The following is an 11,798-nucleotide window of genomic DNA, read 5'->3' on the forward strand; positions in this document are numbered from 1 at the left end:
TTCAGCGGCGGGCGGCCTCGTCGACGAGCGCTCCGGCTTCGGCGGAGCCCTCCGCGGCCTCGGCGTACGCGAGCTCGTCGGCGCCGGTAACACCCTGTCGCCGCTTGGCCCGGATGCGAGAGGGGAGAGCCACTGAGATGACGGCGGCGAGCGCGAGCACACCGGCGGCGACCCACACCGCCGGGATGGCCGCATCGACGTAGCCGGTCGGGGTGAGGGCTCCGCCGGCGCCGGTGAAGACGGCTGTCAGAACGGCGACACCGAGGGCGACACCGATCTCCCGCAGGGTGGAGTTGGTGCCCGACGCCTTGGCGTGATCCGCCGGCGCCATGTTGACGAGAACGGCCGTCGAGCTCGGGGCGAACACCAGGCCCATCCCGATGCCCGCGAGCAGGAACGGCGGCCACATCGTCGAGTATGGCTGCGTGGCCGTCAGGGTGAGGGCGATCCACGACATCGACACCGCCAGGAGCACGAGGCCCGTGAGGATGGGGAGCCGGGTTCCCGTGCGCGAGGAGACGAGCCCGGTGAGCGGGGCGACCACCATCGGCGCGAGCGTCCACGGCATCGTCATCACGCCCGCTTCGAGCGGGGTGTGCCCCTGAACGACCTGCAGGAATTGGATGAGGATGAAGACGGCCCCGAAGATGCCGAAGCTGAACGTCACACCGACCAGGTTCGCGACGGTGAAGCTGCGGTCGCGGAAGAGCCGCAACGGCAGCAGCGGTGCCGGCGTGCGCTGCTCCCAGACCACGAACGCGATCAGGAGCACCGCTCCGGCGAGGAGCGCGCCGAGCACCTCCGCGCTGTCCCAGCCGGCGGGGTTGCCGCGCACGATGCCGTAGACGAGGCCGAGCACGCCGAGCCCGGCGAGCACGAGCCCGACCACGTCGGCACGGACCCGGGCTCCGAAGCTGTTCGGGAGGGCGAAGAGCACGAGCGGAACGGCGATGACGCCGAGCGGAACGTTCAGCCAGAAGATGGCCTGCCAGTTCCAGCCTTGGACGACCGCTCCGCCGATGAGGGGGCCGGTCGCGACGCCGAGTCCGGCGATGCCGCCCCAGATGCCGATGGCGGCCGGGCGCAGGCGTTCGCTCACGCTGCCGGCGAGGAGGGTCAGCGACAGCGGCATCAGGGCAGCGGCGCCGACCCCTTGCACGGCACGGGCGAGGATGAGCATCCAGGGCTCGGTCGCGAGTGCGCTGGCGGCCGAGGCGAGGGTGAAGATGGTGATGCCGGCGATGAAGACGGTGCGGCGGCCGAACCGGTCGCCGATCGCGACCGCCATCAGCATGAAGGCCGCGAAGCTGAGCGTGTAGGCGTTGACGACCCACTGCAGCTCTTCGATGGAGGCGCCGAGCTCGGTGGAGATCACCGGCAGCGCGCTGGTGACCACGAGGTTGTCGAGAGTCGCCATGAACATCGGCAGCGAGGCCGCGATGATGGCGAGCCAGACGGGGATCCGTCGGGTGGTGGAGGTCATTGCTGCATCCTGTCGTTGTTATCGGATGATTACAAAGCCCGACACTAGTAATCAACTGATAACCTGTCAAGCGTGAGTGACAAGAACAACGAACGGATTCCCGCCGGGGAAAGGCGCGAGCAGATTCTCGGCGCCGCCAGCCTGGTCTTCGGCGAGCGCGGCTACTTCGGCGCGACGACCGACCAGATCGCCAAGGCCGCGGGCATCAGCCAGCCGTACGTGGTGCGGATGTTCGGCACGAAGGAGAACCTCTTCGTCGAGGTGCTCGGCCGCGCGCTCGACAAGCTGCTCGAATCGTTCACCGAGACGATCGACGGGTGGAAAGGGACCGGCTCACCCCCCGACACGATCGGCCGGCTGCTCGGCACAGCGTACGTGAACCTCATCGAAGACCGGGGCATCCTGCTCTCACTGATGCAGGCGTTCAGCATGGGGCACGACCCGGTGATCGGCGCGCGCGCCCGCGACGGCTTCATCACGATCTACCGGCTGCTTCGCGACGAGGCGGGCTTCGAACCGGAGGCGGTGCGCACGTTCCTCGCCGAAGGGATGCTGCTCAACACCCTGCTCGGGCTGCGGCTGCCCGAGTTCTACGGTCTCGACGAGGCGACGACGGAGTTGCTCGAGTGCACGTTCCAGACCAAGTTGCAGCTCGTGCTCGACATCGTGGGCGAGAAGTCCGCATGACGGGCAGTGGCATCCTCCTCGTCGACAAGCAGGGCGGCTGGACCAGCCACGACGTGGTCGCGCGCACCCGCCGCCTGGCCGGCACCCGCAAGGTCGGGCACGCGGGAACGCTCGACCCGATGGCCACGGGTCTGCTCATCCTGGGGCTCAACTCCTCGACCAGGCTGCTCACCTACATCGTGGGCACCGACAAGGAGTACCTGGCCACGATCAGGCTCGGTCTGTCGACCTCGACCGACGACGCCGAGGGCGACCCGGTCGCGGCCGCGCCGGAGGGCGCCGTCGAGGCGGTGACCGACGAGACCGTTCGCGCGGGCATCGCCCGTCTCACCGGCGAGATCGAACAGATCCCGTCCGCGGTGAGCGCGATCAAGGTCGACGGCAAACGCGCGTACGCCCGCGTGCGCGCCGGCGAGGAGGTCGTGCTGGAGGCTCGGCCCGTCACCGTCTCCGAGTTCGAGGTTCTCGATGTGCGGCGTGCGGTCGCAGCCCTCGGGGCGCCGGCGATCGACGTGGATGTGCGGGTCGTCTGCTCGTCGGGCACATACATCCGGTCGCTCGCCCGAGACCTGGGCGTCGACCTCGGCGTCGGCGGTCACCTCACCGCACTCCGGCGCACGCGGGTCGGCCCGTTCAGGGTGGAGGATGCGCGCCCGATCGAGGGCCTCGATGTCGCCGAGCGCATCGTTCCGGCCGCCGACGCCGCGGGAATGCTCTTCGAGCGGTTCGAGCTCACCGAGCAGCAGGCGATCGATCTGACGCACGGTAAACGCATCCATGTGCCGGACAGGGAGAATGGGAGCGGTGTGCCCGTCGCGGCCATCTCGCCCACCGGCCATCTGGTGGGGCTGATCGAATTCCGTGGAAAGGAAGCAAGGAGCCTCGTGAACTTCCCGACAGACGAGATCGCGACCGCATGATCGAGTGGTTCACGACGGTTCAGGTGATCGTCGCGTGCGCCGCCGGCGTGCTCTGCATCGTTCTCGGCATCGCCAAGAGACTCCCCGGCGACGTGAGCATGGGCGCCGTCGCCCTGGTCGAGCTTCTGCTCGTCGCTCAGCTGGTCGTCACGATCGTCGCGCCCCTGGTCGGCAACGAGCCGTCCGGCAGCCTCCCCGAGTTCTACATCTACCTGATCTCCGCGCTCATCCTGCCGTTGGCGGGCGGGTTCTGGGCGCTGATCGAGCGCAACAGGTGGAGCACCATCATTCTGGGCGCGGTCTGCCTGGCGATCGCCGTCATGGTCTACCGCATGGGTCAGATCTGGTTCGTTCAGGGCGTCTGAGCGGGCCGCCCGGCCGCCGACCGCACCTCGAAACGCGAATAGAATCGTCAACGATGTCACACCACACCATGTCCGCGCGGGAGCACGGAACCGATCCTGACGGCAAGCGGCGGATGACCGGCGTCGGCCGGGTGCTCGTCTTCGTTTACGGCGTTCTCGCCCTAGCGGCGACCGGCCGCAGCGTGTTCCAGATCATCGACCGGTTCCACGAGGCGCCCGTAGCCTTCAGCCTGTCGGCCCTGGCCGCAGTGGTCTACATCGTCGCAACGGTGGCTCTCGTCGCTCCCGGGGCCGGCTGGTACCGGGTGGCATGGGTCACCATCACCTTCGAGCTCGTCGGCGTGCTCGTGATCGGCTCGCTGAGCCTGTTCGCGCCCGCCGCCCTCGGCCTGCACGACATCGACCCGTTCGGCCGCGACGCGACCGTCTGGTCGGTCTACGGGATGGGGTACCTCTTCATCCCGCTGGCGCTGCCGGTGCTCGGCCTGCTCTGGCTGCGTGCGCACCGCCCCCGCCCGGTTGCGGAGGGCGAGGCGTGAAGCTCTTCCGTTCGCTCGACGATGTGCCGGACGGGTTCGGCCCGAGCGCTGTGACGATCGGCAAGTTCGACGGCGTCCACACCGGTCATCGCGCCGTGATCGGCCGCCTGTGCGAGGTCGCCTCCGAGCTCGGGCTCGTCTCGACGGTGATCACGTTCGACCGCAACCCCCTCGAAGTGCTCGCCCCCGACAAGTGCCCGCTCGCCCTCGTGAGCGTCGAGCAGAAACTCGACCTGCTCGCGGGCACCGGTGTCGATGCGACACTGCTCGTGACGTTCGACCGTGCGCTCGCCGGACTCGAGCCCGAGGAGTTCGTGCACCGCATCCTGGTCGATCGGCTGCACGCGCGGGCGGTGCTCGTCGGCAGTGACTTCCGGTTCGGCCACCGCGGCGCCGGCGACGTGGCGATGCTGCGCGAGCTCGGCGAGAAGTACGGCTTCACCGTGTATCTGATCGACGACGTTCGACCGGAGCACGGCCGGCGGGTGTCGTCCACCTGGATCCGCGAGCTGCTCGCCGACGGCGACGTCGCTCACGCGGGCGAACTGCTCGGGCACATCCCCACCCTGCGCGGTGTCGTCGTGCACGGCGCCAAGCGGGGTCGCGAACTCGGTTTTCCGACGGCGAACCTCTCGCCCGAGTCCGAGGGGCTCATCCCCGCCGACGGCGTGTACGCGGGCTGGCTGACGGATGCCGGCGAGCGGTACCCGGCTGCCATCTCGGTGGGCAACAACCCGACGTTCGAGGGCGTGCCGCAGAAGCAGGTGGAGGCGTACGTGCTCGACAAAGATCTCGACCTGTACGACCACCACGTGGAGATCGCGTTCGTCGAGCGCATCCGCGGCATGGTCGCGTACTCGGGCGTGGAGCCGCTGATCGCGCAGATCGCGGCCGACGTCGCCGAGGCGCGGCGCATCCTGGCTGCCGAGCCCGCGTAGGCCGCCTGGCCGCCGGGCGCGGGTCGCCCGGCAGCGGGGGCGGCGGGGGCGGAGGACCGGCGGGCGATAGGATCGAGTAATGCCGGAAATCGCGACACGCCCTCTCTGGCACGGTCGAACCATCGCTCTACTGGGCATCCTGCTCGTCGCCTCGAACCTCCGCACCGCCGTCGCGGCGCTCTCGCCGATCTTCGCCGAGATCAGGATGGACTTCGACGTCTCGAGCGTCGGCGTCGGACTTCTCGGCATGCTCCCGCCGGTGTGTTTCGCGATCTTCGGTATCGTCGCGCCCGCGTTCACACGCAAGGCCAGCCTCGAGTTCGTCGTCGTTCTCGCGCTTGGCGTCATGCTGCTCGGGCACATCGTGCGCGCCGGCGCCGGGTCCTTCGTCGTGCTCGCCATCGGTTCGGCGATCACGTTCGCGGGGATGGGCGTCGGAAACGTTCTGCTGCCACCGCTCGTCAAGCGATACTTCCCCGACCGCATCGGCCTCGTGACCTCGCTCTACGCGACCGTGATGTCGGTGAGCACGCTCCTGCCGCCGCTGGTCGCCGTTCCCGTCGCCGACGCGAGCAACTGGCACATCTCGGTGGGGATGTGGGCGATCGTCAGCCTGATCGCGGTGCTGCCGTGGCTGAACATCCTCCTCCGGCGCCGGCCGGCCCATCCGGCGCACGATGTGGAGATCGAGGAGGCCGAACCCGCGATGCTCGGCCGCGTCTGGCACTCGCCTCTGGCCTGGGCGCTCGGCATCGTGTTCGGCACCTCGTCGCTCAACGCATACGCCATGTTCGCGTGGCTGCCGGAGATCCTCACCGACGTCGCCGGTACGACGCCGTTGCAGGCGGGCTCGCTGCTGTCGCTGTACGCCGGGATGGGCATCCCGGCTGGTCTGCTCATCCCGCTGCTGGCCGCACGCATGAAGAACGTGGCGCTGCTGATCTACCTCGGCGTCGCGTGCTTCATCGTGGGCGACCTGGGGCTCATCCTCGTTCCGGGAACGGCGACCTGGCTGTGGGTGGTCTTCGCCGGTCTCGGCCCGCTGCTCTTCCCGCTGTGCCTGGTGCTCATCAACGTGCGCACCCGCACGCATCAGGGCTCGGTCGCCCTGAGCGGCTTCACGCAGGGACTCGGCTACACGCTGGGAGCGCTCGGCCCGCTCGCGGTCGGTCTGCTGCACCAGGTGACCGGGGGCTGGACCGTCGCCCTCATCGTGCTCACCGGCACCGCGCTCGCGGCCGCCGCCGCCGGCGCGATCGTCGCACGCCCCCGCCCCCTCGAAGACACCTTCCGCCCCTAGCAAAGCAATCGACTACAGGAAGAATGCTCTCAAACAGCCCGTTTGAAAGCATTCTTCCTGTAGTCGATTGCTTTAGGGGAGGAGGTGGGCGCGGTGGATGAGGGCGGCGGCTCCGATGAGCGGACCCTCGGAGGAGAGGGCGCTCGGCACGATACGCACCTTGCGCACGTACGGGAAATAGTGGTCGTGGATGACCTTGCGCATGTGATCGAACAGGTCGGGGGTGGAGTGCGAGAAGCCGCCGCCGATCGCGACGAGCTCGAGGTCGAGCAGCGCGGTGGCCGAGGCGATGGCTCGCCCGACGGCCTCACCGGTGCGGGCGATCGCAGCGTGGGCGACGGGGTCGCCCGCGGCGTACGCTGCGGCCAGCTCCTCGCCGGTCGTCCCCGTGAAGCCCTGCGTGCGGGCCCAAGCGACCGTGTGCGGGCCGGAGGCGATCGCTTCGAGCGCATCCGGGTTGCCGAACGTGTTCTCGCCCACGATGTCGCCGACCTCGACATGACCGATGTGGCCGGCGTTGCCGGTCGGGCCGGTGATGACGCGCCCACCGACGATGAGCCCGCCGCCGACGCCGGTGGAGACGACCATCCCCATCACGTTGTCGACACCCTGCGCCGCACCGACCCAGTGCTCGGCCATCGTGATGGCGACGCCGTCCATCTCGAGCACGACGGGGATGTCGAGTCCGGCGTCGGCGACCACTCCGGCGATGAAGTCGCGCATGGGATAGTCCCGCCAGTGCGGAACGTTGAGCGGGGAGACGAGCCCGCGCACGCGGTCGATCGGCCCCGCGCATCCGATGCCCGCCCCGATCAGCTCGGCGCCGTCGGGCAGCGACGCGATGGCGGCACGCACGACGCCGCCGACCGACGCTTCGAGCTCCGGCACGGTCGCCGTGCGACCGGTGGGCTGGCGGTGACGGGATCCTTCGAGGAGGCGGCCGTCGGTGTCGACGATGGCTGCTTCGACCTTGGTTCCGCCGAAGTCGACGGCGAGCGCTAGGGGAGTGGGCACGACCTTTACTGTAAACGAAACGGACCCTGCTCATATGAGCATCGCCCGCGCAAGCGTTGCTCAAGGGCGCGGCGGTTTCTAAGCTGGACGAGTGGCCCTGAACGACACCGATGAGATCCTCGCCGTCAAAGCCGCCGAGCTGTACTACGAGGCCGGCAAGACGCAAGACGAGATCGGCCTTGCGCTCTCGGTGAGCCGGTGGAAGGTCGGGCGGCTGCTCGTCGCCGCGCGCGAGCACGGGTTCGTGCGCATCGAGATCGTTCACCCGAGCGCTCGGCGCTTCTCGCTCGAGCGAGAGCTCTGCGGCTTCTACGATCTGGCCGACGCCGTCGTCGTTCCGGCCACGGACAGCGAGTCGGATGTGCAGGGCCGCGTCGCGCAGGCCGCCGCCGACTACCTCACCACCTTCCGGCCGGTTCCCCGCACACTCGGTGTCAGCTGGGGCCGCACCCTGCACGCGGTGGCCGCTCGCCTCCGTCCCGGCTGGGCCGTCGGCGTGAACCCCGTGCAGATCAACGGCAGCGTCTCCAGCACCCGGCAGGCGACAGCGGCGGCCGACACGGCCGTCGTGATCGCGCGCAAGGCGCAGGGGACGGCCACGCTGCTGCCGAGCCCGGCCATCTTCGAGCAGTCCGCGACCCGGCGGGCGATCGAAGCCGACCGCTCGGTGCAGAGCGTGCTCGAGCTGGCGCGCAACGCATCCGCCTACCTGTTCAGCGCCGGTGTCGTCGACGCGAGCTCCGTGCACGTCGACAGCGGATACCTCACGCGTGACGACGTCGCCTCGCTCGCCGACAAGGGCGCCGTCGGGGATGTGGTGGGGCGCTTCATCACCGAAAGCGGCGGGGTGGCCGACGAAGAGCTCAACAACAGAACCCTCGGCATCTCGCTCGACGACCTTCGCGCGGCGAAGACGAGCATCGCCGTGATCGCCGGGAGCACCAAGCACCGCGTCGCCCACGCCGTCGTCTCGAGCGGCCTCTGCACCACCCTCATCACCGATGAGGCGACAGCCAACTACCTGCTCGGCCACGGCCGATCGGAGACCTCGCTCGGAGCGACCGCTCCGGGCCGACACCAAGGAGAGACGTGACCATCGAAACGACGCCGCCCGTGCGAACCCTCGCACCAGCGGCCCGGGCAGCGGACGTGCTGGGAGGCGACCTCACCGAGGCGAGCCTGCGCCGGTACCTGAACGGCATCCCGGGGGTCGACGCGGTCGGCCTCGAACAGCGTGCTGCCGGGCTCGGCACACGCTCGATCAAGACCACCAGCAAGGCGTGGGCCCTCGACAAGATCATCGAGCTGATCGACCTCACCACGCTCGAAGGCGCGGACACGCCCGGCAAGGTGCGGTCGCTCGCGGCCAAGGCCCTCACGCCCGACCCGGGCGACCTGACGACGCCGCGCCCCGCAGCCGTGTGCGTCTACGGCGATATGGTGCCCTACGCGGTGGAAGCGCTCGGCGCAGCCCACGCGGCGAAGCTCCCGGGCGGCGTCAACGTCGCCGCGGTGGCGACCGCGTTCCCGAGCGGGCGCGCATCCCTCGCCGTCAAATTGGCGGACACGGCGGATGCGGTCGCCGCGGGCGCCGACGAGATCGACATGGTCATCGACCGCGGAGCCTTCCTCTCCGGCCGCTACGGTCTGGTCTTCGATGAGATCGTCGCCGTCAAGGAGGCCTGCCGTCGCCCTGACGGCACGTACGCGCACCTCAAGGTGATCCTCGAGACCGGCGAGCTGAACACCTACGACAACGTGCGCCGGGCCTCGTGGCTGGCGATCCTCGCCGGCGGCGACTTCATCAAGACCTCCACAGGCAAGGTCTCCCCGGCGGCGACGCTGCCCGTCACCCTGCTGATGCTCGAGGTCGTGCGCGATTGGCACAAGCTCACCGGCGAGAAGATCGGCGTGAAGCCGGCCGGTGGCATCCGGTCGTCGAAAGACGCGATCAAGTACCTCGTCACGGTCGCCGAGACCGCGGGCGAGGAGTGGCTGCAGCCGCATCTGTTCCGCTTCGGGGCGTCGAGCCTGCTGAATGATGTGCTGCTGCAGCGGCAGAAGCTGAAGACCGGACACTACTCCGGCGCCGACTACGTCACGATCGACTAACCGAAAGCACCGACACATGAGTTTTCTCGAATACGCACCGGCTCCCGAGTCGCGGTCGATCCTGAACCTGCGCGACCAGTACGGCCTGTTCATCGACGGCGAGTTCGTCGACGGAAACGGCACGCCCTTCCAGACCATCTCGCCGGCCAGCGAGGAGCGCATCGCGACGATCGCGACCGCCGACACGGCCGACATCGACAAGGCCGTCGCCGCCGCGCGCCGCGCCTACGAGCGCACCTGGTCGCGGATGAGCGGCAGCGACCGCGGCAAGTACCTCTTCCGCATCGCGCGGCTCGTGCAGGAGCGTGCCCGTGAGCTCGCCGTCGCCGAGAGCCTCGACAACGGTAAGCCCATCAAGGAGAGCCGAGACGTGGATGTCCCCCTCGTCGCCGCCTGGTTCTTCTACTACGCGGGATGGGCCGACAAGCTCGATCACGCGGGTCTCGGCCCGGCGCCACGTGCGCTCGGGGTCGCCGCCCAGGTCATCCCGTGGAACTTCCCGCTGCTGATGCTCGCGTGGAAGATCGCCCCGGCCCTCGCCGCCGGCAACACCGTGGTGCTCAAGCCGGCGGAGGCCACGCCGCTCACCGCGCTGCTGTTCGCCGAGATCGTGCAGCAGGCCGACCTGCCGCCGGGCGTCGTCAACATCGTCACGGGCGCCGGTGAGACCGGCCGCGACCTCGTCAACCACCCGGATGTGAACAAGGTCGCCTTCACCGGCTCCACCGCCGTCGGGCGCGAGATCGCCCGCGCCGTCGCCGGCACCGACAAGAAGCTCACTCTCGAACTCGGCGGAAAGGCGGCGAACATCGTCTTCGACGACGCTCCGATCGATCAGGCCGTCGAGGGCATCGTCAACGGCATCTTCTTCAACCAGGGTCACGTCTGCTGCGCTGGTTCGCGCCTTCTGGTGCAGGAGAGCATCCACGACGAGGTCGTCGACCGGCTGAAGACCCGGCTCTCGACGCTGCGGATGGGCGACCCGCTCGACAAGAACACCGACATCGGTGCGATCAACAGTGCCGAACAGCTGGCGCGCATCCGCGAGCTCTCCGACATCGGCGAGGCGGAAGGCGCCGAGCGGTGGAGCCCCGCCTGCGACATCCCCGAGAACGGCTTCTGGTTCCCGCCGACCCTGTTCGACAACGTGTCGACCAGCCATCGCATCGCCCGGGAGGAGATCTTCGGCCCGGTGCTGTCGATCCTCACCTTCCGCACCCCGGCCGAGGCCATCGCGAAGGCGAACAACACCCCGTACGGGCTTTCCGCCGGCATCTGGAGCGACAAGGGGAGCCGCATCCTCGCCGTGGCCGACAAGCTGCGCGCCGGCGTCGTCTGGGCCAACACGTTCAACCGCTTCGACCCCGCGAGCCCGTTCGGCGGCTACAAGGAGTCGGGCTACGGACGCGAGGGCGGCCGCCACGGCCTCGGCGCCTACCTCAAGCCGGGCCGCGAGCTGCCGGCTGCGCTGCGTGCGTCGTCCACCACAGCATCCACCACCAAGGCCCGCAAAGGAGCCGCGAAATGAGCCGTCTGGCCGTGCCGAAGACCTACAAGCTCTACATCGGCGGAAAGTTCCCCCGCAGTGAGTCCGGGCGCACCTACGAGGTGGTGTCGGCCAAGGGCGCGTTTCTCGCCAACGCCGCGAAGGGCTCCCGCAAGGATGCCCGTGACGCCGTCGTTGCCGCACGCTCCGCGCTGAGCGGCTGGGCCGGCGCCACGGCGTACAACCGAGGACAGGTGCTCTACCGCATCGCCGAGCTGCTCGAGGGGCGTCGTGCTCAGTTCGTCGACGAGATCGTGCAGGCCGAAGGGGTGTCGGTCGTCGTCGCCGGCGCGCAGGTCGACGAGGCGATCGACCGCTGGGTCTGGTACGCGGGATGGGCGGACAAGTTCGCGCAGGTCGCGGGCAACGCCAACCCGGTCGCCGGGCCGTACTTCAACATCTCGGTGCCGGAACCGACCGGTGTCGTCGCGATCGTCGCGCCCCAGGGCGACAGCCTCCTCGGGTTCGTCAGCGCCGTGGCGCCCGCACTCGTCGCCGGCAACACGGTCGTCGTCGTCGCCAGCGAGCGCTTTCCGCTGTCGGCGATCAGCCTGAGCGAGGTTCTCGCCACCAGCGACGTTCCGGGTGGCGTGGTGAACATCCTCACCGGGTCACCGGCCGAGATCGCCCCGTGGCTCGCGTCGCACGCGGACGTGAACGCGCTCGACCTCGTCGGCGCGGGCGACCTCGACTGGGTGGAGCTGCAGATCGCCGCCGCCGACACGCTCAAGCGCGTGCTGCCGCCGGAGAACGGCCCCGACGCCGCCGCTCCGGCGCTCGACCGCATCGCGTTCTTCACCGAGACGAAGACGGTCTGGCACACCAAGTCGCTGATCTGACCGCCGGCCAACCTGCCCGACGAGGGGTCCCGACACGCCGTCTCCTGCCTCACGG

The 11,798-nt window shown here is 69.3% G+C and carries 12 protein-coding genes; 10 read left to right on the forward strand and 2 right to left on the reverse strand.

What is annotated here, in order from left to right; genetic code table 11:
- Nucleotide 1: 1 nt before the first annotated feature.
- Complete coding sequence (locus ACFVWR_RS04865; protein WP_387208572.1) at nt 2–1,483, reverse strand: DHA2 family efflux MFS transporter permease subunit; 1,482 nt, start codon at nt 1,481–1,483, stop codon at nt 2–4.
- Between the two features lie 72 nt (nt 1,484–1,555).
- Here ACFVWR_RS04865 and ACFVWR_RS04870 point away from each other — a divergent pair, with 72 nt between their 5' ends.
- The 6 genes from ACFVWR_RS04870 to ACFVWR_RS04895 all read left to right on the forward strand — a co-directional run bounded on the left by ACFVWR_RS04870 (nt 1,556) and on the right by ACFVWR_RS04895 (nt 6,232).
- Nucleotides 1,556–2,170, forward strand: coding sequence for a TetR/AcrR family transcriptional regulator (locus ACFVWR_RS04870; protein WP_387208574.1), 615 nt, complete (start codon nt 1,556–1,558; stop codon nt 2,168–2,170).
- Nucleotides 2,167–3,090: a tRNA pseudouridine(55) synthase TruB gene (gene truB / locus ACFVWR_RS04875; protein WP_387208576.1), complete on the forward strand. Its 924-nt coding sequence runs from the start codon at nt 2,167–2,169 to the stop codon at nt 3,088–3,090. Before ACFVWR_RS04870 ends, truB begins: the two co-directional genes overlap by 4 nt.
- Complete coding sequence (locus tag ACFVWR_RS04880) at nt 3,087–3,455, forward strand: hypothetical protein (protein WP_387208578.1); 369 nt, start codon at nt 3,087–3,089, stop codon at nt 3,453–3,455. Before truB ends, ACFVWR_RS04880 begins: the two co-directional genes overlap by 4 nt.
- A 53-nt stretch (nt 3,456–3,508) precedes the next feature.
- Nucleotides 3,509–3,994, forward strand: a complete 486-nt coding sequence (locus ACFVWR_RS04885; protein WP_387208580.1) for a hypothetical protein — start codon at nt 3,509–3,511, stop codon at nt 3,992–3,994.
- Nucleotides 3,991–4,932 (forward strand): bifunctional riboflavin kinase/FAD synthetase, encoded by a 942-nt coding sequence (locus ACFVWR_RS04890; RefSeq protein WP_387208582.1) that lies wholly within the window; start codon nt 3,991–3,993, stop codon nt 4,930–4,932. Before ACFVWR_RS04885 ends, ACFVWR_RS04890 begins: the two co-directional genes overlap by 4 nt.
- Before the next feature lie 79 nt (nt 4,933–5,011).
- Nucleotides 5,012–6,232, forward strand: a complete 1,221-nt coding sequence (locus ACFVWR_RS04895; protein ID WP_387208584.1) for a CynX/NimT family MFS transporter — start codon at nt 5,012–5,014, stop codon at nt 6,230–6,232.
- Between the two features lie 72 nt (nt 6,233–6,304).
- Here the strand turns inward: ACFVWR_RS04895 and ACFVWR_RS04900 are convergent, their stop codons facing one another.
- Nucleotides 6,305–7,246, reverse strand: coding sequence for an ROK family protein (locus ACFVWR_RS04900; RefSeq protein ID WP_387208586.1), 942 nt, complete (start codon nt 7,244–7,246; stop codon nt 6,305–6,307).
- 91 nt (nt 7,247–7,337) lie between these two features.
- Here ACFVWR_RS04900 and ACFVWR_RS04905 point away from each other — a divergent pair, with 91 nt between their 5' ends.
- Genes ACFVWR_RS04905 through ACFVWR_RS04920 form a run of 4 tightly spaced genes read left to right on the forward strand, consistent with a single transcriptional unit; the run spans nt 7,338 to nt 11,743 of the window.
- On the forward strand, nt 7,338–8,339 hold the full coding sequence (locus tag ACFVWR_RS04905) for a sugar-binding transcriptional regulator (protein WP_387208588.1): 1,002 nt from the start codon (nt 7,338–7,340) through the stop codon (nt 8,337–8,339).
- Nucleotides 8,336–9,358, forward strand: coding sequence for a deoxyribose-phosphate aldolase (deoC, locus tag ACFVWR_RS04910; protein ID WP_387208590.1), 1,023 nt, complete (start codon nt 8,336–8,338; stop codon nt 9,356–9,358). Before ACFVWR_RS04905 ends, deoC begins: the two co-directional genes overlap by 4 nt.
- Nucleotides 9,359–9,374: 16 nt before the next feature.
- On the forward strand, nt 9,375–10,886 hold the full coding sequence (locus tag ACFVWR_RS04915) for an aldehyde dehydrogenase family protein (RefSeq protein WP_387208592.1): 1,512 nt from the start codon (nt 9,375–9,377) through the stop codon (nt 10,884–10,886).
- Complete coding sequence (locus ACFVWR_RS04920) at nt 10,883–11,743, forward strand: aldehyde dehydrogenase family protein (RefSeq protein ID WP_387208594.1); 861 nt, start codon at nt 10,883–10,885, stop codon at nt 11,741–11,743. Before ACFVWR_RS04915 ends, ACFVWR_RS04920 begins: the two co-directional genes overlap by 4 nt.
- The last annotated feature ends 55 nt before the right edge of the window (nt 11,744–11,798 follow it).

This window comes from Leifsonia sp. NPDC058292 (assembly GCF_042880955.1).
Taxonomy (GTDB): domain Bacteria; phylum Actinomycetota; class Actinomycetes; order Actinomycetales; family Microbacteriaceae; genus Leifsonia.

Bases quoted from the DNA above. Each gene is read 5' to 3' on its own strand.
- ACFVWR_RS04865 (WP_387208572.1), bottom strand. From the start codon at position 1,483: ATGACCTCCACCACCCGACGGATCCCCGTCTGGCTCGCCATCATCGCG.
- ACFVWR_RS04895 (WP_387208584.1), top strand. From the start codon at position 5,012: ATGCCGGAAATCGCGACACGCCCTCTCTGGCACGGTCGAACCATCGCT.
- ACFVWR_RS04915 (WP_387208592.1), top strand. From the start codon at position 9,375: ATGAGTTTTCTCGAATACGCACCGGCTCCCGAGTCGCGGTCGATCCTG.
- ACFVWR_RS04880 (WP_387208578.1), top strand. From the start codon at position 3,087: ATGATCGAGTGGTTCACGACGGTTCAGGTGATCGTCGCGTGCGCCGCC.
- ACFVWR_RS04885 (WP_387208580.1), top strand. From the start codon at position 3,509: ATGTCACACCACACCATGTCCGCGCGGGAGCACGGAACCGATCCTGAC.
- truB (WP_387208576.1), top strand. From the start codon at position 2,167: ATGACGGGCAGTGGCATCCTCCTCGTCGACAAGCAGGGCGGCTGGACC.
- ACFVWR_RS04920 (WP_387208594.1), top strand. From the start codon at position 10,883: ATGAGCCGTCTGGCCGTGCCGAAGACCTACAAGCTCTACATCGGCGGA.